General features: G+C 71.9%; 13 protein-coding genes. 11 read left to right on the top strand and 2 right to left on the bottom strand.

From position 1 onward, the window contains the following. The first annotated feature begins 18 nt into the window (after positions 1–18). The 4 genes from ACH4UK_RS02195 (at position 19) to ACH4UK_RS02180 (ending at position 9,478) form a co-directional block, all read left to right on the top strand. On the top strand, positions 19–879 hold the full coding sequence (locus ACH4UK_RS02195) for a putative protein N(5)-glutamine methyltransferase (protein WP_398354178.1): 861 nt from the start codon (positions 19–21) through the stop codon (positions 877–879). A 274-nt stretch (positions 880–1,153) separates the two neighbouring features. Then, complete coding sequence (locus tag ACH4UK_RS02190; RefSeq protein WP_398354177.1) at positions 1,154–4,150, top strand: bifunctional [glutamine synthetase] adenylyltransferase/[glutamine synthetase]-adenylyl-L-tyrosine phosphorylase; 2,997 nt, start codon at positions 1,154–1,156, stop codon at positions 4,148–4,150. A gap of 181 nt (positions 4,151–4,331) precedes the next feature. Further along, positions 4,332–8,627, top strand: a complete 4,296-nt coding sequence (locus ACH4UK_RS02185) for a caspase family protein (RefSeq protein ID WP_398354176.1) — start codon at positions 4,332–4,334, stop codon at positions 8,625–8,627. Next, positions 8,627–9,478, top strand: a complete 852-nt coding sequence (locus ACH4UK_RS02180; RefSeq protein ID WP_398354175.1) for a serine peptidase — start codon at positions 8,627–8,629, stop codon at positions 9,476–9,478. The genes ACH4UK_RS02185 and ACH4UK_RS02180 overlap by 1 nt, the downstream gene beginning before the upstream one ends. Positions 9,479–9,549: 71 nt before the next feature. On the opposite strand, the gene ACH4UK_RS02175 is transcribed toward ACH4UK_RS02180, so the two are convergent. Together ACH4UK_RS02175 and ACH4UK_RS02170 are read right to left on the bottom strand one after the other, a co-directional pair. Next, on the bottom strand, positions 9,550–10,548 hold the full coding sequence (locus tag ACH4UK_RS02175) for a phosphatase PAP2 family protein (RefSeq protein WP_398354174.1): 999 nt from the start codon (positions 10,546–10,548) through the stop codon (positions 9,550–9,552). Between the two features lie 76 nt (positions 10,549–10,624). After that, positions 10,625–11,668, bottom strand: coding sequence for a LacI family DNA-binding transcriptional regulator (locus ACH4UK_RS02170; protein WP_398354173.1), 1,044 nt, complete (start codon positions 11,666–11,668; stop codon positions 10,625–10,627). Positions 11,669–12,014: 346 nt separating this feature from the next. On the opposite strand from ACH4UK_RS02170, the gene ACH4UK_RS02165 reads away from it, so the two are divergent. From ACH4UK_RS02165 to pulA, 7 genes are all read left to right on the top strand, one after another. Continuing rightward, entirely contained in the window at positions 12,015–13,286 is a 1,272-nt protein-coding gene (locus ACH4UK_RS02165; RefSeq protein ID WP_398354172.1) for an extracellular solute-binding protein, read from the top strand. A 19-nt stretch (positions 13,287–13,305) separates the two neighbouring features. Then, positions 13,306–14,325 carry a carbohydrate ABC transporter permease gene (locus ACH4UK_RS02160; RefSeq protein WP_398354171.1) on the top strand — a complete coding sequence of 340 codons (1,020 nt, stop codon included), beginning with the start codon at positions 13,306–13,308 and terminating at the stop codon, positions 14,323–14,325. Continuing rightward, positions 14,322–15,200: a sugar ABC transporter permease gene (locus ACH4UK_RS02155; protein ID WP_398354170.1), complete on the top strand. Its 879-nt coding sequence runs from the start codon at positions 14,322–14,324 to the stop codon at positions 15,198–15,200. The genes ACH4UK_RS02160 and ACH4UK_RS02155 overlap by 4 nt, the downstream gene beginning before the upstream one ends. 100 nt (positions 15,201–15,300) lie before the next feature. After that, positions 15,301–16,977, top strand: a complete 1,677-nt coding sequence (locus ACH4UK_RS02150; protein WP_398354169.1) for a glycoside hydrolase family 13 protein — start codon at positions 15,301–15,303, stop codon at positions 16,975–16,977. Continuing rightward, positions 16,962–18,023, top strand: coding sequence for a LacI family DNA-binding transcriptional regulator (locus ACH4UK_RS02145; RefSeq protein ID WP_398354915.1), 1,062 nt, complete (start codon positions 16,962–16,964; stop codon positions 18,021–18,023). The genes ACH4UK_RS02150 and ACH4UK_RS02145 overlap by 16 nt, the downstream gene beginning before the upstream one ends. 420 nt (positions 18,024–18,443) lie before the next feature. Further along, positions 18,444–20,171, top strand: a complete 1,728-nt coding sequence (locus ACH4UK_RS02140; RefSeq protein WP_398354168.1) for a carbohydrate-binding module family 20 domain-containing protein — start codon at positions 18,444–18,446, stop codon at positions 20,169–20,171. A gap of 96 nt (positions 20,172–20,267) precedes the next feature. Beyond that, positions 20,268–25,589 (top strand): pullulanase-type alpha-1,6-glucosidase, encoded by a 5,322-nt coding sequence (gene pulA / locus ACH4UK_RS02135; RefSeq protein WP_398354167.1) that lies wholly within the window; start codon positions 20,268–20,270, stop codon positions 25,587–25,589. Positions 25,590–25,652: the final 63 nt, after the last annotated feature.

Here is a 25,652-nt window from a genome sequence, read left to right as displayed (position 1 = left end):
CCGAAAGGCTCTTCTCGTATGCCGGTTCCCCTCTTCTCTTCCTTCTCCTCCACCGTCGGCGCGCTCCGCCGCGCCGGCTGCGTCTTCGCCGAGGACGAGGCCCGCCTCCTCCACGAGGCCGCCGCTTCCCCGGACGAGCTGTCCTCCCTCGTCGAGCGCCGCGCCGCCGGGCTGCCGCTCGAACACGTCCTGGGCTGGGCGGAGTTCTGCGGTCGCCGGTTCGCCGTGGACACCGGTGTCTTCGTGCCCCGCCGCCGTACGGAGTTCCTGGTGGCGCAGGCCGCCGCCCTCGCGCCCCACCGGGCCGTCGTCGTCGACCTCTGCTGCGGTTCCGGTGCGCTCGGCGTCGCCCTCGCCACCGCGTCGGACGCGGCCGAACTGCACGCCTGCGACGTCGAACCCGCCGCCGTGCGCTGCGCCCGGCGCAATATCGGCGACCTGGGGCAGGTCCACGAGGGCGATCTGTTCGCCCCGCTCCCCGCCGCCCTGCGCGGCCGGGTCGACGTGCTGCTGGCCAACGTCCCCTACGTCCCCACCGACGACGTCGAGCTGCTGCCCGCCGAGGCCCGCATCCATGAACCCCGCGTCGCCCTGGACGGGGGCGGCGACGGGCTCGACGTCATGCGCCGGGTCGCCGCCGAAGCACCCGGGTGGCTCGCCCCCGGCGGCAGCCTGCTCGTGGAGGCGAGCGAGCGGCAGCGGGACACGGCGGTCGAGGTGCTGCGCGCCGCCGGGCTGATTCCCCGGGTCCTGGTCTCCGAGGAGCTGTACGCCACCGTCGTCGTCGGGACCGGGGAGGCCGCCGCCGTCGGGGCGGCCGAGACCGTCCTCGCCGACCGCGCGGAACAGGCCGTGCGAACCGGTACCGCGTCCGGCTGAACGGGTCACCCCCGGCGCGGCCGGGAGCCCGCCCCCGTACGCGTCGTACGTCGTACGGGTGCGGGCCGCGGGCCCTTGTTCCTCCGGGCGCTGTCGAGGCCTCTTCCCTCGGCGGACTCCCCGGGGACTGCCGGGAGACTCCCTCGGCGGACTCCGCTCCCGTCCCGAATCCACCGGCACAGGACTAGGCTCGAAGAGCTGTGGCGCGGCGACGTGGCCGTGACGCGGCGACGTACGGCTACGCAGTTCGGTTCGGCTGGCAGGAGAGCACGGGATGACGACGGCGCCGGGGCGCAGAAGCAGTACGTTCACCAGGCTGCTGCGGCACGGATTCACCGACCCGTCCGCCGCCCAGCGACTCCTGGACCTGGACGAGCTCGCCTCCGTACGGGCGGATCCGGTGCTCCTGGAGGCCCTCGGGGCCACCGCCGATCCGGATCTGGCCCTGCGCGGTCTGGTCCGGGTCGTGGAGGCCGAGGCGCCGGAGGAGCGGCAGGTGCTGCTCGACACGCTCGTCACCGCCAAGCCCCTGCGCGACCGGCTCCTCGGGGTCCTCGGGGCGTCCGAGGCGCTCGGCGACCACCTGGCCCGGCGCCCGCGCGACTGGCAGGCGCTCGTCACCTACGAGGCGGTCGACCTGCACCCCGGCGTCGCCGAGTTCGAGCAGGGGCTCGCCGACGCCGTCGACCCGGACTCGCTGCGGGTCGCCTACCGCCGGTGTCTGCTCACCCTCGCGGCCCGGGACGTGTGCGGCACGACCGACCTCGCCCAGGCCGCCGCCGAACTGGCCGACCTCGCCACCGCCACCCTGCGCGCCGCGCTCGCCATCGCCCGGACGGCCGCGCCCGAGGACGCGGCTCAGTGCCGGCTCGCGGTCATCGCGATGGGCAAGTGCGGCGGGCGGGAGCTGAACTACGTCTCCGACGTCGACGTGATCTTCGTCGGGGAGGCGCGCGAGGGGGTCGACGAGACCAAGGCCATGCAGGCCGCCACCCGGCTGGCCGCCCACATGATGAGGCTCTGCTCCGAGACCACCGTCGAGGGCGCCATCTGGGAGGTCGACGCCAACCTCCGCCCCGAGGGCCGCAACGGGCCGCTGGTGCGGACGCTCACCTCGCACCTCGCCTACTACCAGCGCTGGGCCAAGACCTGGGAGTTCCAGGCCCTGTTGAAGGCCCGTGCGGTGGCCGGCGACCCCGAGTTGGGCGCGGAGTACGTCCAGGCGGTGTCACCGCTGGTCTGGCAGGCCGCCGACCGGGAGAACTTCGTCCCGGACGTGCAGAAGATGCGCCGCCGTGTCGTCGACAACATCCCCGCCGACCGGATCGAGCGGGAGCTGAAGCTCGGCCCCGGCGGACTGCGGGACGTCGAATTCGCCGTCCAGCTCCTCCAGTTGGTGCACGGACGCAGCGACGCCTCCCTGCACAGCGGTTCCACCCTGGAGGCCCTGCGGGCGCTCGCCGAAGGCGGGTACGTGGGGCGCGCGGACGCCGCCCAACTCGACGAGGCGTACCGCTTTCTGCGCTCCATGGAGCACCGCATCCAGCTCTACCGGCTGCGCCGCACCCATCTGGTCCCCGACGACGAGGCCGACCTGCGGCGGCTCGGCCGGTCGCTCGGGATGCGCACCGACCCGGTCGCCGAGCTCAACAAGGCCTGGAAGCGGCACGCCTCCGTCGTACGGCGGCTGCACGAGAAGATCTTCTACCGGCCGCTGCTGGACGCCGTCGCCCAGCTGGCCCCCGCCGAGTCCCGGCTCAGCGCGAAGGCCGCCGCCCACCGACTGGAGGCCCTCGGGTACGCCGACCCGACGGCCGCCCTACGGCACCTGGAGGCCCTCTCCTCCGGGGTCTCCCGCAAGGCCGCCATCCAGCGCACCCTGCTGCCGGTGCTGCTCGGCTGGTTCGCGGACTCCGCCGACCCGGACGCCGGGCTCCTCGGCTTCCGCAAGGTGTCCGACGCGCTCGGCAAGACCCCGTGGTACCTGCGGCTCCTGCGCGACGAGGGCGCGGCCGCGGAGAACCTCGCCCGGGTCCTCTCCGCGGGCCGCCTCGCCCCGGACCTGCTTATGCGGGCCCCGGAGGCGGTGGCGATCCTCGGCGATCCGGAGGGGCTCGTGCCGCGCACCCGGGCGCACCTGGAGCAGGAGGTGCTGGCCGCGGTGGGGCGTGCCGGGGACGCGGAGTCGGCCGTCGCGGTGGTGCGCGGGGTCCGCCGCCGCGAGCTGTTCCGTACGACGGCCGCCGACCTCATCGGCTCGTACGGCACCGAGGACAACCCCGCCGAGCAGGATCACGGGACGCTCGTCGACCGCGTCGGCGCGGCCGTCACCGACCTCAACGCCGCCACCATCGCGGGCGCGCTGCGGGCCGCCGTCCGCGAGCAGTGGGGCGACACCCTGCCGACCCGGTTCGCCGTCATCGGCATGGGCCGCTTCGGCGGGCACGAGCTGAGTTACGGCTCCGACGCCGACGTCCTCTTCGCCCACCGGCCGCGCGAGGGCGTGAGCGACGAGGAGGCGGCGCGGGCCGCCAACGCCGTCGTCTCCGAGGTGCGAAGGCTCCTCCAGCTGCCGACGGCCGACCCGCCGCTGCTGATCGACGCGGACCTGCGCCCGGAGGGCAAGACCGGACCGCTGGTGCGCACGCTGAAGTCGTACGAGGCCTACTACCGGCGCTGGTCGCTGGTGTGGGAGAGCCAGGCGCTGTTGCGGGCCGAACCGGTGGCGGGCGACGAGGAGTTGGGGCGCGATTTCATCGAGCTCATCGATCCGCTGCGGTATCCGGCGGAAGGGCTCGGCGAGGACGCCGTACGGGAGATCCGCCGGCTCAAGGCGCGGATGGAGTCCGAGCGGATGCCGCGCGGCGCGGACCCCACGCTCCACGCGAAGCTGGGGCGGGGCGGGTTGAGCGACGTCGAGTGGACCGTGCAGCTGATGCAGATGCAGCACGGGTGGGCGGAGCCCGGACTGCGCACGACGCGGACGCGCGAGGCGCTGGCCGCCGCGTGTGCGGCGGGGCTGATTCCGGCGGAGGACGCGCAGACGCTGGACGAGGCGTGGGTGCTGGCGACGCGGGTGCGCAACGCGGTGATGCTGGTGCGGGGGCGGCCGGGCGACACGTTCCCGTCCGACCCGCGGGAGATGACGGCGGTGGGGCGGTACCTGGGGTACGAGCCGGGGCATGTCGGGGACATGTTGGACGACTACCGGCGGATCACCCGGCGGGCTCGGGCGGTGGTGGAGGAGCGGTTCTACGGGGCGGCGTCCTAGGGCCCCTCCGACCCTTTGCGGGAGCACGACGGCGAGGCCGCCGCCCGGTGAGGGAACCGGGGTGCCCCGCTGCCGATCCGGTGATCCCGCTGACCCGCCCCCGGCCCGGCTGACATCATCGGAAGCCGGTCGGCGAGGCGTCCTGCCCGTGGGCCGTGGGCTCGGACGACGGGGGCGGCGGATGGGGAACACGGCACTGGTCCTCGGAGTGGGGCGCTTCGGCGGGGCGGTCGGCGCCGGTGAGGAGCCCCCCGCCGGGGCGACGGCCTGGCCGCCGCTGCCATTCGTCTACGGGCTGCTGCCGGAGCTCGCCGGCTCCCTGGAGGAACTCGGCTACCGCACCGTCCAGGTCGTCGATCCGGACGAGAGCGGGTTACGCAGGGCCATCGAGCAGGCCGTGGACTCCGACGGCCCGCACTGCCGGGTCCTGCACCTCCTCTCGCACGGCGCGACCGATCCGTACGGCGATCCCACGCGAATCGACGTCGTCCCGGCGTCCGGGCGGGTCGGCGTCGGGACGAACGTCAGCGAGTGGATCTCCTCGGCCCAGACCCTGCGCCGCCCCACCCTCTTCCTGCTGGACCTGTGCCGTTCGGGGCGGGCGGCCAGGCTCCCGTTCCTGCTGCGGCACGCGGGGCGCAACACCCACGCGTGGGTGCTCGCCGCGTCGGGTACGGACGAGGACGCCTACGACGGGCGCTTCAGCCGGGCCGTCGCGGACGTGCTGCGGGAGCTCTCGCGCACCGGTCTCGGCACCGACCCGACGCGGGAGCATGTGGCCTTCTCGACGGTGGCCCGGCACGTGCGGCGGCGGGTCGAGGCCGCGGCGGGGGTGCCGCAGACCGTGCTGGCCACGGCGGTCGACCTGGGGATGGACGAACCCGACCTCCCCTTCTTCCCCAACCCTCGCTTCCGGGAGGACCCGGCCCGCCGCAACGCGCTCCGGGTCCCGGCCCCCCTCCGCGCCTTCCTGGACGACCTGACCGATATCGACAGCCGGGACGCCGGGCACTTCACCGATCGCGCCGGGGCGCACTTCGCGGGACGGCGGGCCCAACTGCGCCTGCTCGCACCGTGGCTGGACGACGACGCGGTCGGCGGGCTGCGCGTCGTCACGGGGGCCCCGGGCTCGGGGAAATCCGCGCTGCTGGGGGCGCTGGTCTGCGCGGCGCACACCGAACTGGCCGCCGTCGTCCCGCACATCCGGGCCCGGCTCCAGGCCCAGGACCCCCTCGGATGCCCCTCCCAGCACACCCGCCTCGCCGCCGTACACGCCAGGCAGCGCACCGTGGACGACGTCATCGCCTCCGTGGTCGGTCAGTTGGGGCTGCCCGAGCCGGCGGACGGGTGGCAGGCCACGACGCTGATCCAGGCCCTGGGCGGGCTGGAGGAACCGCCGCCCGTCGTGATCGACGCGCTCGACGAGGCCGTCGAGCCCGACACCCTGTGCGCCGAACTCCTGCTGCCCCTCGCTCGGGCCGCCCGGCCCGACGGGAAGCCCGTCTGCCGGCTCCTGGTGGGGATGCGGCCGTGGGAGCAGTTCGCCCGGCTCCGGGACGCCGCGCGGGTGCAGGACGGCCTGGTCGATCTGGACACCGTGGAACGCCCGGAGCTCCGGGCGGACCTCGCCGCGTATCTGGCCGGCGCCCTGGGCGATGCTCCCGCGTACGCCTCGCGGGAGCAGCGCCCGGTCCGCGAGCGGCTCGCGGCAGCGACGGCCGACGCCCTGGTCCCGTCCCGCGGCGGGACCGACGAGTGGGGCGCGTTCCTCGTCGGCAGCCTCCTCACCGGGTATCTGCACAACCGTGCGCCCGCCCGGACGCTCGCGGAGGCGGACGACATCGCGGCCACCGTCCCGGCCACCCTCCCCGGGGTGCTCGACCTGGACCTGGCGCTGCGCACCGATCCGGCGGCGCTGCGCAGGGTGCTCGGCGCGGTCGCCCTGGCCAAGGGGGACGGGATGCCCGCCGAGGTCGTCGCCCGGATCGTCACCGACCCCCGGACGGACGGCGATCCGGACCCCGCCGCCGTGCAACGGCTGCTCGACGAGGCGCGCTTCTATCTGCGTACGGGACTGGAACGCGACGGCACCACGCTCTACCGCCTTTTCCACCAGGGGCTCACCGACCATCTGCGCAGGCCGTCGGCGGGCGAGAACCCGGGCTCCTTCCACGAGCCCGGCGAGGTCCTGGACCGGCTGCTCCTCGGCATCGGCGCCCAGCCGGATGCCACCGGATCCGGCTGGGGGACCGCGCCCCGGTACCTGCTGCGGCACACCATCGACCACGCGGTCGAGGCGGGGCGCGAGGAGGAACTGATCACGGACGCCGAATTCCTGGTGCACGCCGACCCGGACACGCTCGTTCCCGTCCTGGACCGAGCGCGCGAGGAGGCGGCCCGTTCGGCGGCCGGCGTCTACCGGAGCTCCATCGACCTGCACGGTCCGCTGCCGCCGGAGTCGCGCCGCGGACTCCTCGCGATCGACGCGGCGCGCTACCGGGACGAGCCGCTGCTGGACGCGCTGCGCGGCGGGGCCCCTGCGGGCGGCTGGCTGCCCCGCTGGGCCACCGGGTTCGGGACCACCGGGGCGCTGCGCCGGACGCTGCTGCACCCGCAGGGTGTGGAGGGCCTGACCTGCACCGAGCTGGACGGGATCCCGGTCGCGATCACCGGTGGTTACGAGGGCGTGGTGCGGGTCTGGAACCTCCGGACCGGCCGGCTCCACCGTGAGCCGCTCACCGGACACACCGGGGCCGTCCACGGTCTCGCCTGCTCCGTCGTGGCGGGCCGGCCGGTCGTCGCGAGCACCAGCCAGGACGGGACGCTGCGGATCAGCTTCCTGGACACCGGAGCCCTCTATCACGAGGCGCCCATCAGCGGTTACCACACCGAGGTCTACGCGGCCACGGTCCGCGGTCGCCCCGCGTTCGTGGTCGTCGGCCCCCTGCTCACCGCTGTGGACCTCGAGAGCCGGGAGGTGCTGTACGAGACCGAGACCGGGGTCGGCTGGGGGCTGTCCGTCTCCGCGACCGCGGTCGTGCGGGGCCGGTCCGTCGTCGTCACCGGCGGCTCGGACACGAACCTGCGGCTGTGGGACATCGGGACCGGCGCCTTCGTGCAGGGGTGGTCCACCGGAGCCGCCGTGCGGGGACTGGCCTGCGTGACCCTGGGCAGACGGTCCCTCGCCTTCACCGGCCACGAGGGCGGGAAGATCGACATGTGGGACCTGGCCCGCCGCCGGAAGTCCTTCACACCGCTGCGCCAGGGCAGCGTCCGCAACGACGGCGGCCTCGCGTGCGTCCTGCTCGACGGGCTGCCCACAATCCTGGCGAGCGAGTACCCGGCTCTGGTCCGGGTGTGGAACGTCCTGCCCCGGCGGGCCCATCCGCCGCTGACCGGGCACAGCGACAGCCCTCACCTGATCGCCTCGACGGTCGTCGACGGAGAGGTGAAGGCGGTCACCGGGAGCCGCGACGGCACGGCACGGGTCTGGGACCTGCCCACGGGCATCCCCTCGCGCAGATCACAGAAGTCCGGCCGCTCCGGGAACGCCGCGTCCGACTCGCTGCACCAGGTGGCCTGCACGACGGTCGACGGGCGTGAAGTCGCCGTCGCCCTCGGCGAGTCGGGGATGCGGATGTGGGACCTCGGCACGGGCGGCGAGGTGGGCGACCCGATGGGCGAGGGGACCGGGACGCTGCTGACGACGACCGTGCGCGGCCGTGCGCTGGCCGTCACGACGGGCGGTTTCGCGGACCCCGCCGTACGGGTCTGGGACCTGGCGGCGCGGAAGGAGATCCTGGACCCGTGGGCCGGCCGGTACTCGCCGCTGGCGTGCACCACGGTGCGGGGGCGTCCGGTGGCGGTCCGGGTGGGGGAGCGGAAGCGGTTCGAACTGCGGGACGTGCTCACCGGGGAGACGCACACCCTGGCGTCGGGCCCCGACCCGGCCGGTCTGTACACCCTTGCCTGCACCACGGTGCACGGCCGGCCCGTCGCGCTCACCGGCGCCGGAAACGGGGTCCTGCGCGTCTGGGACCTGGAGTCCGGGAAGCCGGTCACCGACCAGATCCAGGCGCACAAAGGGGAGTTGAACGCGATCGCGTGCGCCACGGCCGGCGGCCGGTCGTTCGCGGTCACCGGCTACTTCGGCGGGGCCGTCAGCGGGCGCGAGCGGGTCGAGCCCGTGCCGCGGGTCTGGGACCTGACCCGGCGGCGCCCGGAACCGGTGCCGCTCCTCGGGCACACCGGATGGGTGACGGCCACGGCGTTCACGGTGCGCGGCGGGCGTCCGGTGGCCGTGACGGGCGGCCAGGACGCACGGGTGAAGCTGTGGGACGTCGACGGCACCTGTCTCGCCACGCTGGAGATGCCCGCGCCGGTGTCGCGCGTCGCGGTGGCCGAGTCCGGCGCACTGGCCGTGGTGGTCCGCTCCGGAGACCTGATCGTCATGGAACCCGCCTGGGAGAAGCTGTGATGCGTGTCGTCGGCGTACACGGGATCGGGAACTACCGGCCGGGCGAGTCCGCTCCGGAGGCGGCCGCGCACCTGGCCGAGATCTGGGACACGGCGCTCGACCGGGGACGGACGGCCGCGGGCCGCGCCGGTCCCGGTCCCGGCCCGGCCCGTGACGTGCGGGTGGCGTACTACGCGGACCTGCTGCACGCCTCCGGGCGGCAGAGCGGCCCGGCGGACCTGGAGAGCCTGGACGGGTTCGAGCGGGAGATCCTGGACGCCTGGCTGTCGGAGCTCCCGCTGCCCGACAACGCCGCTGCCGGGCGGGCCACCTGGGCTCCCCGGCAGGCCGTCTCCTGGCTGGCCCGCACCCGCTTCCCCGGCAGAACGGTCACCGAGTGGTTCGTGGCCACCTTCGTGCGCGAGGTCGCCACGTACCTGCGGGCCGACACCGGCGTACGCGACGCGGTGCGCGAGCGGGTGGCCCGGGTCATCGAGGAACACCGGGCGGAGGTGGTCATCGCACACTCGCTGGGCTCGGTCGTCGCCTACGAGGCGCTCTGGAAGCACCCGCACCTCACGGTCCCCTCGCTGATCACCCTGGGATCGCCGCTGGCCCTCCCGCACGCGATCTTCCCCCGGCTTGACCCGGCTCCCGCGCCTTCCGGCGCCCGCCCGCCCGGAGTGCGGCACTGGACCAACCTCGCCGACCCCGGGGACATCGTGGCCATTCCGCCGCGCGGGGTGGGCCGCTGCTTCGACCGGGTCGACGTGGACGGGCACACGGTGATCGACGCCTTCGACTTCCACACCGTCCGGAACTACCTCGCCGCCCCGCAGGTGGCCCGTGCGCTGCCGCGGGAGACCGGCTGAGGGCTTCCCGCCGCGGAAACGGGTGCGGGGCGGACACCCTGTCCGCCCCGCACCCGTGTCGTCGTCGAGCCCTACGGCCTGCGCGCCCCGGCCGTCTCCGGCTCCGGCTCCCGTTCCGAAGCCGGGCGGGGCAGCCGGGCGGCGCGCAGCCCGGTCAGCCGCGCCCGTCCGGACCCGGCGGGCACCCGCTTCGGCAGCCGGTGCGGCAGCGAGCCGTACCAGAGGCGCGAGACCGTGTAGCCGAACGCCAGGCAGACCATGCCGCCCACCGCGTCCAGCCAGAAGTGGTTGGCGGTGGCCACGATGACGACCAGGGTGAGCGTCGGATAGAGCAGGCCCAGGATGCGGGCCCAGGGCGCCGAGGCCAGGGCGAAGATCGTCAGGCCGCACCAGAGCGACCAGCCGATGTGCATCGACGGCATCGCCGCGTACTGGTTCGACATGTTCTTGAAGTTGCCCGAGGCCATCGAGCCCCACGTCTCGTGCAGGAGCACGGTGTCGATGAAGTTCGCGCCGTTCATCAGACGGGGTGGCGCCAGTGGGTAGAGGTAGTAGCCGAGCAGGGCCACGGCCGTCGTCGCGAACAGGACCAGCCGGGTCGCCGCGTAACGGCCAGGGTGGCGGCGGAACAGCCAGACGAGGACGCCGATGGTCACGACGAAGTGCAGCGTCGCGTAGTAGTAGTTCATCGACACGATCAGCCAGGTCACGGAATTGACCGCGTGATTGACCGTTTCCTCGAAGGCGAGGCCCACGGACCTCTCCGCCGACCAGATCCAGTCCGCGTTGCGCAGGGCCGCCGCCTTCTGCTCCGGGACGGCATTGCGCACGAGCGAGTACAGCCAGTAACTGACCGCGATGAGCAGGATCTCGAACCAGAGCCGGGGGCGGCGCGGCGTCCGCAGCGAGCGGAACCGGGCCGGCCAGCCGGTCCTTCCGGTCCTCCCGGAAGCCGGGGGAGCGGTGGTCGTGGTGGACGCGGTGGCGGCCTCGGGGGCCGCCTCGGCCGCGATGGGTGAAGGACCGGCCGGGGACCGGCCTTCCTGTGCTGTCACATGCGTTTCACCCATAGGCAGAGAGTCTTCCATAGAGATTCCCCTGCCCCCGATCATCCTCCGGTCGGGTCCTGGTCGCACGTCCTGCATCTCAAGGACGAGGGAGCGACCCTGAGCCGCCTACGGGGCCGGCGGCCGTCGAGCCGCGAACCACCAGCTCAGGCATGAAGACGAACTCGCTGTGCGGGGCCGGGGTCCCGCCGATCTCCTCCAGCAGGGTGCGGACGGCGGCCTGGCCCATCGCCGTCACCGGCTGCCGGATCGTGGTCAGCGGCGGATCCGTGAACGCTATGAGGGGAGAGTCGTCGTAGCCCACGACCGACAGATCGCGCGGCACCTCCCTGGAGAGCCGGCGGGCCGCCCGGATCGCGCCGAGCGCCATCATGTCGCTCGCGCACACGACCGCCGTGCAGCCGCGCTCCATCAGGGCGGAGGTGGCGGCCTGGCCGCCCTCCAAGGTGTACAGAGAGTGCTGGATCAACTCCTCCACCTCGTCCGGGGTGAGGCCCAGCTGCTCCCGCATCGTCGCGTGGAAGCCCTCGATCTTGCGGAGCACCGGCACGAAGCGCTTCGGACCGACCGCGAGGCCGATGCGCGTGTGGCCGAGCGCCACCAGGTGCGTCACCGCGAGCCGCATCGCCGCCCGGTCGTCCGGCGAGATGAACGGCGCCTGCACCTTGGCGGAGAAGCCGTTCACCAGGACGAAGGGCACGCCCTGGCCGCGCAGTTGCTCGTAGCGCTGCATGTCGGCCGAGGTGTCGGCGTGCAGCCCGGACACGAAGATGATGCCGGAGACACCCCGGTCCACCAGCATTTCGGTGAGTTCGTCCTCGGTGGAACCGCCGGGGGTCTGGGTCGCCAGCACCGGGGTGTATCCCTGCCGGGTCAGCGCCTGGCCGATGACCTGCGCCAGCGCCGGGAAGATCGGGTTCTCCAGCTCCGGGGTGATCAGGCCGACCAGTCCCGCGCTGCGCCTGCGCAGTCGTACGGGGCGTTCGTAGCCGAGGACGTCGAGCGCCGCGAGGACGGATTCGCGGGTGGTCGCCGCAACACCGGGCTTGCCGTTCAGGACTCGGCTGACCGTCGCTTCGCTGACCCCCGCCTGAGTTGCGATATCGGCAAGCCGTGCGGTCATGGGATGGGACTGTACCGGGCCCGTGTCGGATTGCCCACCGTGCGTGGGGTGGCGTGGGGGAGATCGTCGGCGGGCTTTCCGGCAACATCTTGCAAAGGCTTGCGGCCCCGGACTGCGGGCTGCGGTCGGATCGTCGCACTGCGGATATGCCGTGCCCCGCCTGCCCCTGCCAGGGATGGACGACCGCCGTCAAGGGGCTTGACGGCAACCTTGAGGACACGCGAATGTAACGATCACCAGGGCTTGCAGAAATCTTCCGCAAGGTCTTTCGGTCGTCTTTCATCCTTGTTACGTTCACGTCGACCCGGCGCCGCGACGGAGCGGTACGGCAGTTGAAGGAGTTCAGATGCGACGTGGCATAACGGCCACCGCCCTGGTCGCGGCCCTGGCGCTCGCGGCGACCGCCTGCGGCAGCGACGACGAGTCCGGCGGCGGCAAGAGCTCGGGCGAGCTCTCCGGCACGGTGACCTGGTGGGACACCTCCAGCGTCGGCAGCGAGGACAAGGTCTTCAAGAAGCTGGCCGAAGGCTTCGAGAAGAAGCACCCGAAGGTCGACGTCAAGTACGTCAACGTGCCCTTCGGCGACGCGCAGAACAAGTTCAAGAACGCCGCCCAGGCCGGCGACGGCGCGCCCGACGTCATCCGCTCCGAGGTCGCCTGGACGCCGGACTTCGCCAACCTCGGCTACCTGGCCCCCCTGGACGGCACCGCCGCCCTCAAGGACCAGGACGACTTCCTCAAGCAGGCCGTCGCGTCCACGAAGTACGACGGAAAGACCTACGCCGTCCCGCAGGTCATCGACTCCATGGGCATCTTCTACAACAAGAAGCTGCTCAAGGAAGCCGGCGTCGAGGCCCCCGCCGACCTCGGCGACCTCAAGACCGCCGCTGCGAAGATCAAGGACAAGACCGGCAAGACCGGCCTCTACCTGCGCGGCGACGACCCGTACTACTTCCTCTCCTTCCTGTACGGCGAGGGCGGCGACCTGGTCGACGCCGGCTCCAAGACCGTCACCGTCGACAAGCCCGAGGGCGTCAAGGCGTTCAAGGCGGTCAAGGCCCTGGTCGACGACGGCACCGCGAAGACGGATGCCTCGGACGGCTGGGAGAACATGATGCAGTCGTTCAAGAACGGCGACGTCGCCATGATGATCAACGGCCCCTGGGCCGTCTCCGACACCCTGACCGGCAAGGAGTTCACGGACAAGGACAACCTGGGCATCGCCCCGGTCCCGGCCGGCTCCGCCGCCCAGGGCGCCCCGCAGGGCGGCCACAACCTCGCCGTGTACGCGGGCTCGAAGAACCTCGACGCCTCCTACGCCTTCGTCGAGTACATGACCTCCGTGGAGTCCCAGGCCACCGCCGCCGGCGAGCTGAACCTGCTGCCGACCCGCACCTCCGCGTACGCCAAGAAGGAGGCCGTGAACAGCGAGATCGTCGGCTTCTTCAAGCCGGTCGTCGAGACCGCCGTCGAGCGCCCCTGGATCCCCGAGGGCGGCAGCCTCTTCGCCCCGCTCGGCATCGAGTACACCAAGGTCCTCACCGGCCAGACCACGCCGGAGAAGGCCGCCAAGGCCACCGGCGACGAGTACCGCAAGCTCCTGAAGGACTGGAAGTAACAGGAAGGTTGGCCGACTGATGGCTGTCCACACCAGCCAGTCGGTGGTGAAGGCCGCGGGCGGAAACGTCGCCCGCGGCCGGAGCCGCGGTACTGGTACCCCACCACCGCCCCCCGGCCGTCTGCGGCGGGCCCTGTCGGTCCACTGGTACGCCTGGGCCATGGTCGCCCCGGTCGTGCTCGTGATCGGCGTGATCATCGGCTACCCGCTGGTCCGCGGCGTCTACCTGTCGATGACCGACGCCGACGAGCGCAACGTCGCCCGCTCCATCGGCGTCAACGAGATCCCCGCGACCTACGAGTTCGTCGGCGCGGACAACTACATCGACGCACTGACCGGCTCGCAGTTCCTCGGCACGCTCGGCTGGACGCTGGTGTGGACCGTCTCCTGTGTGAGCGTCACGTTCGTCCTCGGCATGAGCCTGGCGAACATCCTCAACCGCCGCATCGCCGGGCGCTCCGCCTACCGCATGGCCCTCATCCTGCCCTGGGCCATCCCCGGCTTCGTCTCCGTCTTCGCCTGGCGGTTCCTCTACAACGAGGACCGCGGGCTGCTCAACAAGGTGCTGACCGGGTCGGGCATCGACGGCATCCCGTGGCTGAACGACCCCACCTGGGCGAAGTTCTCCGTGATCGCCGTCAACGTCTGGCTCGGCATCCCGTTCATGATGGTCGCCCTCCTCGGCGGACTCCAGTCCATCCCCTCCGAGCAGTACGAGGCGGCCGAGATGGACGGCGCGACCCCCTGGCAGCGCTTCCGCCACATCACGCTGCCCGGACTGCGCCCGGTCTCCACCACGGTGATCCTGCTCTCCACCATCTGGACCTTCAACATGTTCCCGGTGATCTTCCTGCTGACCCGCGGCGGACCCGGCGAGGCGACCCAGATCCTGGTGACCCAGGCGTACAAGTTCTCCTTCGAGATCAGCCCGCGCGACTACGCGCAGTCCTCCACCTGGGGCGTGCTGATCCTCGTACTCCTGATGCTCTTCGCCGTGGTCTACCGGCGAGTCCTGCGCTCCCAGGGAGACAACTGGTGACCACCGCGACCGACACCTCCGCCCGGCACGCCGTGCCCCGGGTCCGGCCGCGCGGCGAGCGCTCCCCGCTCGCCTCCGTCGGCCTGCACCTCACCCTGATCATCGCCTCGGTGATCGCGGTCTTCCCGGTGCTGTGGGTCCTGCTGACCTCGCTCAAGCCCGCCAAGTTCGCGACCACCACGGACTTCTTCCGCGAGACCACGTTCGTCAACTACACGAACCTGATCCGCGACACCGAGTTCCTCAACTGGTTCGCCAACTCCGCGATCATCGCCGGACTCTCCACCGTGGTCGGCGTCTTCGTCGCCGCCACCACCGGCTACGCCGTCAGCCGCTTCCGCTTCCCCGGCAAGCGCGGGCTGATGTGGACGCTGCTGATCACCCAGATGTTCCCGGTCGCCGTCCTCATCGTGCCGATCTACAACATCATGTCGAACCTCGGGCTGCTCAATCAGCCCGCCGGGCTCGTCATCACCTACCTCACCATCTCGGTGCCGTTCTGCGCCTGGATGATGAAGGGCTTCTTCGACACCATCCCGCGCGAGATCGACGAGTCCGGCGAGGTCGACGGCCTCACCCCGTTCGGCACCTTCTGGCGGCTCATCCTGCCGCTGGCCAAGCCGGGCCTCGCGGTGACCGCGTTCTACTCCTTCATCACCGCCTGGGGCGAAGTGGCGTACGCCTCCGCCTTCCTGGTCGGCGACGAGAACCTCACGCTGGCCGGCGGACTCCAGAAGTTCGTCAACCAGTACGGAGCCCAGTGGGGCCCGATGACCGCCGCCTCCGTCCTCATCGCCATCCCGGCCGCCCTGGTGTTCCTCTTCGCGCAGAAGCACCTCGTCACCGGCATGTCCGCCGGAGCCGTCAAGGGCTGAGCCCCCGGCACCCGCACGCACCACCGCACCCGTCACGGCGGCGCCGGAAACCCCGACCCGGTCCCGGCGCCGCTCCCCACCCAGACACCCCAGGGACGACATGACCCAGCATCTCGCTGCCCCCTCCACCGGCACGTCCGACGACGCCCCGGGCCACCGCACCGGCTGGTGGCAGGACGCGGTGATCTACCAGGTCTATCCGCGGAGCTTCGCCGACGGCAACGGCGACGGCATGGGCGACCTCGCCGGCGTCACCGCCCGCCTGCCCCACCTGAAGGACCTGGGCGTCGACGCGGTCTGGCTCAGCCCCTTCTACGCCTCCCCGCAGGCGGACGCGGGCTACGACGTCTCCGACTACCGGGCCATCGACCCGATGTTCGGCAATCTGCTGGACGCCGACGCGCTGATCCGTGAGGCCCACGGACTGGGGCTGCGCATCATCGTCGACCTGGTCCCCAACCACTCCTCCGACCAGCACGAGTGGTTCAAGCGCGCCTTGGCCGAGGGCCCCGGCTCCGCCCTGCGCGAGCGCTACCACTTCCGCCCCGGAAAGGGCGCCGACGGCGAACTCCCGCCCAACGACTGGGAGTCCATCTTCGGCGGCCCCGCCTGGACCCGTACGGCGAACCCGGACGGCACCCCCGGCGACTGGTACCTCCACCTCTTCGCCCCCGAGCAGCCCGACTTCAACTGGGAGCACCCGGCCGTCGCCGACGAGTTCCGCTCGATCCTGCGCTTCTGGCTCGACATGGGCGTCGACGGCTTCCGGGTCGACGTCGCCCACGGCCTCGTCAAGGCCGAGGGCCTGCCCGACCTCGGCGCCCACGACCAGCTCAAGCTGCTCGGCAACGACGTCATGCCCTTCTTCGACCAGGACGGCGTGCACGCGATCTACCGCAGCTGGCGCACCATCCTCGACGAGTACCCGGGCGAGAGGATCGCCGTCGCCGAGGCCTGGACCCCCACCGTCGAGCGCACCGCCAACTATGTGCGCCCCGACGAGATGCACCAGGCGTTCAACTTCCAGTACCTGGCCACCGCCTGGGACGCCGCCGAGCTCCGTGAGGTCATCGACACCTCGCTCGACGCCATGCGCCCGGTCGGCGCGCCCGCCACCTGGGTGCTCTCCAACCACGACGTCACCCGGCACGCCACCCGGTTCGCCAACCCGGCGGGCCTGGGCACCCAGATCCGTACCCCCGGCGACCGCGAGCTGGGCCTGCGCCGGGCCCGCGCGGCCTCCCTGCTCATGCTCGCGCTGCCCGGCTCCGCCTACGTCTACCAGGGCGAGGAGCTCGGCCTGCCCGACGTCACCGACCTGCCCGACGAGGCCCGCCAGGACCCCTCGTTCTTCCGCGCCGAGGGCCAGGACGGCTTCCGCGACGGCTGCCGCGTCCCGATCCCGTGGACCCGCGAGGGCAGTTCGTACGGCTTCGGCGACGGCGGCAGCTGGCTCCCGCAGCCCGCCGGCTGGGGCGAGCTGTCCGTCGAGGCGCAGACCGGCGTGGAGGGCTCCACCCTGGAGCTCTACCGGGCCGCCATCGCCGCCCGCCGGGACCACCCGGGCCTCGGCGCGGGCTCCGGCGTCGAGTGGCTGGACGGCCCCGAGGGCGTCCTCGTCTTCTCCCGCCCCGGCTTCGTCTGCACCGTCAACACCACCGGCGCCCCGGTCCGGATCGCCGCCCGCGGCCGGGTCCTGCTCGCCAGCTCCCCGGTCGCCGTGGACGGCGCCGAGGCCGAGCTGCCCGCCGACACCACGGTCTGGTGGACGGTGTGACCCTGCCCGCGCCCAGGACCACGGCGGCGCCCCGGCTCTCCGACATCGCCGGACAGGCGGCGGTCAGCGAGGCGACGGTCAGCCGGGTCCTGAACGGGAAGCAGGGCGTCGCGGACTCCACCCGTCAGCGGGTGCTCGCGGCGCTCGACATCCTGGGCTACGAGCGGCCCGTACGGCTGCGGCAGCGCAGCGCCGGACTGATCGGCCTGGTGACGCCCGAACTCACCAACCCGATCTTCCCGGCGTTCGCGCAGTCCGTCGAACAGGTGCTGGCCGGGCACGGCTACACCCCCGTGCTCTGCACCCAGCTGCCGGGCGGGGCCACCGAGGACGAGCTCGTCGAGCAGCTCGTGGAGCGGGGCGTCGGCGGCATCGTCTTCCTGTCCGGGCTGCACGCGGACACCTCCGCCGACCCGGGGCGCTACGCCGCGCTCACCGAGCGCGGCGTGCCGTTCGTCCTCATCAACGGCTACAACGAGCGCATCAGCGCCCCGTTCGTCTCGCCCGATGACAACGCTGCCGTACGGATGGCACTGGGGCACCTCGCCGAACTCGGCCACCGCCGGATCGGCCTGGCCATCGGCCCGCAGCGCTACGTCCCCTCCCGCCGCAAGCGCGACGGATTCGTGGAGGCGGCCGTCTCGATGCTCGGCTTGGACCGCGCGGAGGCCGAACTGCTGGTCTGCTCGACCCTGTTCAGCGTGGAGGGCGGCCAGGTGGCGGCGGGCGCCCTGCTGGACGCGGGCTGCACCGGCATCGTCTGCGGCAGCGACCTGATGGCCCTCGGCGTGGTCCGCGCCGCCCGGGGGAGAGGCCTTCATGTGCCCCGTGACGTCTCGGTCGTCGGCTTCGACGACTCGCAGCTCATCGCCTTCACCGACCCGCCGCTGACGACCGTGCGCCAGCCCGTGCAGGCGATGGCGGCGGCCGCGGTGGGCGCGCTGCTGGAGGAGATCGGCGGCAGCCCGGTGCAGCGCACCGAGTACGTCTTCCAGCCGGAGCTGGTGGTCCGGGGCTCGACGGCGGCGGTGCGCGCGGGGGACTGAGGCAGGTTCGGGGGCACGTACAGGAGAGGCGCCAGGAGTCGGCCCAGGAAGGGCCGGCGGGGAGTTGTAGCGACTCCGGGCGCCTCTCTTGTCGTGACCGGCCCGGCCGGCCGGGCGCGTGGGGTCCGATGACGTGAACCGGCACCGGAACCCTCGGCCGACCGGACCGGAGTCGGGATGAAACGTAACAGGCCCGCAATATCTTGCGGAAGGTCTTGCAGCAAGAAATCTGCTTCGTTTCGCGGATATGAGCGGTGTGTGTCCAAAGGGTTGACCGGCGATGGGCGGGCTCGTACGGTCTGCTCCGCGGCAAGGTTTGCATTCTTGCAGCAAGAACCTTCAGGAGCCTTGAGGGCATGGCGCGTTGCCGGCTGAGGCTGCACCGTCACCCGCGTTTCCCCCACCCGCAGGAGGAAAGACATGGCACGCAGACCCCTGTCTGCCGCGCTCGCCCTGGTGGCCGGCGCCGCCGCCCTCGTCATCCCCACCGGATTCGGCGCCGCAGGCACCGCACAGGCCGCCGCTCCGGGCGACAAGGACGTCACCGCCGTGATGTTCGAGTGGAAGTTCGACTCCGTAGCCAAGGCCTGCACGGACACGCTCGGTCCGGCGGGCTACGGCCACGTCCAGGTCTCGCCGCCCCAGGAGCACATCCAGGGCGGCCAGTGGTGGACGTCCTACCAGCCCGTCAGCTACCGGATCGCCGGCCGCCTCGGCGACCGCGCCGCCTTCGGCGCCATGGTGAACACGTGTCACTCGGCCGGGGTGAAGGTCATCGCCGACGCCGTCATCAACCACATGGCGGCGGGCAACGGCACCGGCACCGGCGGCTCCTCGTACACCAAGTACAACTATCCGGGCGTCTACTCGGCGCCGGACCTCGACGACTGCACCTCGCAGATCAACAACTACCAGGACCGGGCCAACGTCCAGAACTGCGAACTGGTCGGCCTCGCCGACCTGGACACCGGCGAGGACTACGTACGCGGCAGGATCGCCGGCTATCTGGACGACCTGCTCTCGCTCGGCGTCGACGGCTTCCGGATCGACGCCGCCAAGCACATGCCGGCCGGCGACCTCGCCGACATCAAGTCCCGGCTGAGCAAACCGAACGTCTACTGGAAGCACGAGGCGATCCACGGGGCGGGCGAGGCCGTCTCGCCCTCGGAGTACCTCGGCTCAGGAGACGTCCAGGAGTTCCGGTACGGGCGGAGCCTCAAGCAGGTCTTCCTCAACGAGAACCTCGCCAACCTGAAGAACTTCGGCGAGGGCTGGGGCTTCATGGAGTCCGGCAAATCGGCCGTCTTCGTCGACAACCACGACACCGAGCGCGGCGGCGACACCCTCAGCTACAAGAACGGCTCCGCCTACACCCTGGCCGGCGTCTTCATGCTGGCCTGGCCCTACGGCTCCCCGGACGTCCACTCCGGCTACGAGTTCAGCGACCACGACGCCGGACCGCCCAACGGCGGCCAGGTGAACGCCTGCTACAGCGACGGCTGGAAGTGCCAGCACGCCTGGCGCGAGATCTCCTCCATGGTGGGCCTGCGCAACACCGCACGCGGTCAGGCCGTCACGAACTGGTGGGACAACGGCGGCGACCAGATCGCCTTCGGCCGGGGCGACAAGGCCTATGTGGCCATCAACCACGAGGGCTCCCCGCTCACCCGGACCTTCCAGACCTCGCTGCCCGCCGGCGACTACTGCGACGTGCAGTCGGGCAACGGCGTGAGCGTCAACGGGTCCGGTCAGTTCACCGCCACCCTCGGCGCGGGCACCGCCGTCGCCCTGCACGCGGGCGCCCGCACCTGCTCCGGCGGCACGAACCCCGACCCGGGACCCGGTGACGGCCCCTCCGGCGCCTCCTTCGGCGTCAGCGCCACCACCCAGCCCGGCCAGAACATCCACGTCACCGGCGACCAGGCTGCCCTCGGCAACTGGAACCCGGCGAGCGCGCCGAAGCTCGACCCGGCCGCGTACCCCCTCTGGAAGCTGGACGTGAACCTGCCCGCCGGGACCACGTTCGCGTACAAGTACGTCCGCAGGGACGGCAGCGGCAACGTCACCTGGGAGAGCGGCGCCAACCGCACCGCCACCGTCCCGTCCTCCGGGAAGGTCACCCTGACCGCCGACGTCTGGCGCGGCTGACCCTCCCCGTACCTCCCTCGGCGGGCCGGTGGCGTGCGTCACCGGCCCGCTTCCCCACCGATCGACCCCGACCGATCAAGCCGAGGAGCACCCTCCGTGTCCCGAACCACCCTGAGACGAGGGGCGGTGGCCGCCCTGTGCGTGGCGCTGCTGCCCGTCGTCCCGGCGGCCACCACCGCCGCCGCCTCGCCCCGGCCGCCCGCCCCGCCCTCGGACGCCGGGCTCGCCCGCGAGGCGGCCCGGCACGACCTCACACGGGAGCAGTTCTACTTCGTGCTGCCCGACCGGTTCGCCAACGGCGACCGCTCCAACGACCGGGGCGGGCTGACCGGTTCACGGCTGGAGACCGGCTACGACCCCACCGACAAGGGGTTCTACCAGGGCGGCGACCTCAAGGGCCTGACCGGCAGGCTCGACTACATCAAGGACCTCGGCACCACCGCCATCTGGCTGGCGCCGATCTTCAAGAACCGGCCCGTCCAGGGCACCGGCAAGGACGCCTCGGCGGGCTACCACGGCTACTGGATCACCGACTTCACCCAGGTCGACCCGCACTTCGGCACCAACGCCGACCTCGAGCGGCTGATCGACAAGGCCCATGCCAAGGGCATGAAGGTCTTCTTCGACGTCATCACCAACCACACCGCCGACACCGTCGACCACGCGGAGAAGGCCTACGGCTACAAGCCCAAGGGCGCCTTCCCCTACCTCGACGTGAACGGCCGCCCCTTCGACGACCGCGAAGGCGTCGAGAAGGTCGACGAGGACTCCTTCCCGTACACCCCGGTGACGGCCCCGGACGCCGGGAAGAAGGTCCCGTCCTGGCTCAACGACCCCACCATGTACCACAACCGGGGCGATTCGACCTGGGCGGGCGAGTCCAACGAGTACGGCGACTTCTCCGGGCTCGACGACCTGTGGACCGAGCGTCCCGAGGTCGTGAAGGGCATGGAGAAGATCTACCAGAAGTGGGTCCGCGACTTCGACATCGACGGCTTCCGGATCGACACGGTCAAACACGTCGACCTGGACTTCTGGACCCAGTGGGCCACCGCGCTCGACGCCTACGCGGCGAAGCGCGGCCGGGACGACTTCTTCATGTTCGGCGAGGTCTACTCCGCCGACACCGAGATCACCTCGCCGTACGTGACCCGGGGCCGCCTGGACTCCACGCTGGACTTCCCGTTCCAGGACGCCGCCCGGCAGTTCGCCTCCCAGGGCGCGCCCGCCGACCGGCTCTCCTCGGTGTACGCGAACGACTACCGCTACACCACCGACAAGGCCAACGCCTATGAACAGGTCACCTTCCTCGGCAACCACGACATGGGCCGCATCGGGACCTTCCTCCGGCAGGACAACCCCAAGGCCGATGACGCGGAGCTGCTGAAGCGGGCCCGGCTCGCCAACGAGCTGATGTTCCTCGGCCGGGGCAACCCGGTGATCTACTACGGCGACGAACAGGGCTTCACCGGCGCGGGCGGCGACAAGGACTCCCGCCAGACCCTCTTCGCCTCGAAGACCGCCGACTACCTCGACGACGACCAGCTCGGCACCGACCGGACCCACGCCTCGGACGCGTACGACACGCGGCACCCGGTCTACCGCTCCATCGCCGCGCTCTCGAAGCTCACCAAGAGCCATCCGGCGCTGCGGGACGGCACCCAGATCGAGCGGGCCGCGCAGGGCTCCGTCTACGCCACCTCCCGCATCGACACCCGGCGGCCGTACGAATACCTCGTCGCCTCCAACAACGGCACGAGCCCGCGGAAGGTCCAGCTGACCACCGAGTCGGCCGGAATGAACTTCCGTACGCTGTACGGCGGTTCCGCCCAGGTCCGCAGCGGCGAGGACCGGCGGGTCACCGTCACCGTGCCCGCCCTCTCCAGCATCGTGCTGAAGGCGGACCGGACCGTCGGCGCTCCCGCCGCCAGGCCCACGATCGCGCTCGAGGCCCCGGCCGCCGGCGCGACCGGCACCGTCGAGATCGCCGCCGACGTGGACGGCGGTCAGCTCAACCGGGTCGTCATCGCCGCCCAGGTGGGCAACGGGAAGTGGCAGACGCTCGGTTCGGCCGACCGCGCCCCGTACAAGGTCACCCAGTACCTCGACGCGACGGTGCCGGCGGGCACCCCGCTGCGCTACAAGGCCGTCGTCGTCGACCGCACCGGCCGCACCTCCAGCGCGCTCGCCTCGACCACCGCAGGTCAGGCCCCGCCGCCCGGCAAGCCCGTCGCCGTCGAGCGCGACCGGGCCGTCGTCCACTACCGGCGAGCCGACGGCGACTACGCCGGCTGGCAGCTGAAGTCCGGTGAGAAGACCGCCGAGTTCATCGGCCGGGACGCCTACGGCGCGTTCGCCTGGATCGACCTGGAGAAGGGCGCGACCTCGGTCCCGTACACCGTCGAGAAGAACGGCACGGCCGACGGACCGGAGCGGACCATCGACCTCGGCGCGACCGGTCAGGTCTGGATCGAGCAGGGCAAGGACGAGCAGACGGCCGAAGCCCCCGAGGCCCCGCCGCAGGACACCACGAAGGCCGTCCTCAACTACCACCGCGCGGACGGCGACTACGAGGGCTGGGGCCTGCACACCTGGGGCGGGGCCAAGGACCCCACCGACTGGTCGAAGCCGCTGATGCCCGTGAAGGAGGACGCCTACGGGGTCACCTTCGAGGTCCCGCTCGTCGACGGGGCCACCTCGCTCGGCTACATCCTGCACAAGGGCGACGAGAAGGACCTCCCCAGCGACCAGTCCCTCGACATCGCCACGTACGGCCACGAGGTCTGGATGCTCGGCGGCAAGCCCGGCTATCTGCTCCCGCAGACCGGCGGCGGGGCTGCCCCCGACCTCACCAAGGCCGAGGCGCAGTGGATCGACGCGAACACCGTCGTCTGGAAGGTGAAGACCACCGACGCCACCAGCCAGCAGCTCGTGTACGCCAAGAAGGGCGGCATCTCCGTCGTCGACGGGGCGCTCTCCGACGAGGGCCGGTGGCTGCGGCTCACCTCGGCTGCGCTCAGCGACGCGCAGAAGGCGAAGTACCCGCACCTCAAGGACTATCCGGCCTTCACCGTCGACGCCCGCGACCGCGACCGCGTCCGTGAGTCCCTGCGCGGCCAGCTCGTCGCCACCCAGCGCGCCGCGAACGGGGCCCTGCTCGCCGCCACCGGCGTACAGACGGCGGGCATCCTGGACGACCTGTACGGGAAGAAGGCGGCCTCCGCGTCGCTCGGTCCGGTGTTCCGTGGCGGTACGCCCACGCTCTCCGTGTGGGCCCCCACCGCCGCGACCGTCGCCCTCGAACTCGACGGCCGCACCCACCCGATGAAGCGCGACGACCGCACCGGCGTCTGGTCGGTCACCGGCAGGAAGAGCTGGCAGGGCAAGCCCTACCGGTACGCCGTCACCGTCTGGGCGCCCACCGTCCAGAAGCTGGTCACCAACAAGGTCACCGACCCCTACTCCACCGCTCTGACCGCCGACTCCGCCCGCAGCCTCGTCGTCGACCTCGCCGACCCGAAGCTCGCGCCGCGCGGCTGGTCCGGCCTGAAGAAGCCCGCCGCCACCCCGCTGCGGGACGCCCAGATCCAGGAGCTGCACGTCCGCGACTTCTCCGTCACGGACCGCACGGCGAAGCACCCGGGGGAATACCTCGCCTTCACCGACACCCGCTCCAGGGGCATGAAGCACCTCGAGAAACTCGCCGACTCCGGCACGAGCTACGTCCACCTGCTGCCCGTCTTCGACATCGGGACCGTCCCGGAGAAGAAGAAGGACCAGGCGAAGCCCGCCTGCGACCTCTCCGTCCACGCCCCCGACTCCCCGGAGCAGCAGGCCTGTGTGAGCAAGGCCGCCGCGAAGGACGCCTTCAACTGGGGGTACGACCCCCTCCACTACACCGTCCCCGAGGGCTCCTACGCCTCCGACCCGGACGGCACGCGGCGCACGGTCGAGTTCCGGCAGATGGTCCAGGGCCTCAACCGGGCCGGTCTGCGGACCGTCATGGACGTCGTCTACAACCACACCGTCGCCTCCGGGCAGGACGACAAGTCGGTCCTCGACAGGATCGTGCCTGGCTACTACCAGCGGCTCCTGGAGGACGGCACCGTCGCCACCTCCACCTGCTGCGCCAACACCGCGCCCGAGAACACCATGATGGGCAAGCTCGTCGTCGACTCGATCGTCACCTGGGCGAAGGAGTACAAGGTCGACGGCTTCCGCTTCGACCTGATGGGCCACCACCCCAAGGACAACATCCTCGCGGTCCGCACCGCGCTCGACGCTCTCACGCTCGCCGAGGACGGCGTCGACGGGAAGAAGATCGTCCTGTACGGGGAGGGCTGGAACTTCGGCGAGATCGCGGACGACGCCCGCTTCGTCCAGGCCACCCAGAAGAACATGGCCGGCACCGGCATCGCCACCTTCTCCGACCGGGCCCGCGACGCCGTGCGCGGCGGCGGCCCCTTCGACGAGGACCCCGGCGTCCAGGGCTTCGCCACCGGCCTCTACACCGACCCCAACGCCTCCCCGGCCAACGGCACCCGCGCCGAACAGAAGGCCCGGCTGCTGCACTACCAGGACCTGATCAAGGTCGGCCTCACCGGCAACCTCGCCGACTACACCTTCACCGACACCTCCGGCCGCAGCGTCAAGGGCTCCGACGTCGACTACAACGGGGCGCCCGCCGGATACGCGGCCGCACCCGGCGACGCGCTGGCCTACTCCGACGCCCACGACAACGAGACGCTCTTCGACGCCCTCGCCTTCAAGCTCCCGGCCTCCACCACGGCCGCCGAACGGGCCAGGGCCCAGGTGGTGGCCATGGCCGCCGCCGTCCTCTCCCAGGGGCCCTCGCTCTCCCAGGCGGGCACCGACCTGCTGCGCTCCAAGTCCCTGGACCGCAACTCCTACGACAGCGGCGACTGGTTCAACGCCCTGCACTGGGACTGCCGCGACGGCAACGGCTTCGGCCGGGGCCTGCCGCCCGCAGCCGACAACCAGGACAAGTGGCCGTACGCGAAACCGCTCCTGGCCGCCGCCGGGACGATCGCGCCCGGCTGCGCCCGGATCGAGGGGGCGTCGGCCGCCTACCGCGACCTGCTCACCATCCGGACCACCGAGAAGGAGTTCTCCCTGCGCACCGCCGGTCAGGTGCAGTCCGCCCTGTCCTTCCCGCTCTCGGGAACGGACGAGACCCCCGGCGTGATCACCATGCGCCTGGGCAAGCTCGTCGTCGTCCTCAACGCCGCGCCGCAGACCGCGACCCAGCGGCTCGCCGCACCGGCCGGGAGGACGTACGCCCTGCACCCGATCCAGACCAAGGGGGCGGACTCTACGGTCAAACGAGCCAGGTACGACGGGAAATCGGCCACTTTCACCGTCCCGGGACGCACGGTGGCCGTCTTCACTCTGCGCTGACCTCCCACGGCACTACGGTGACGGCAGACGTCGGCGACGAAGCCGCGACAGCCGTCCTGGTCC

This window comes from Streptomyces sp. NPDC020884 (assembly GCF_044333935.1).
GTDB lineage: Bacteria > Actinomycetota > Actinomycetes > Streptomycetales > Streptomycetaceae > Streptomyces.
Note: the sequence above shows the minus strand (reverse complement) of the source record. Positions and strands in the feature narration are given on the sequence as shown.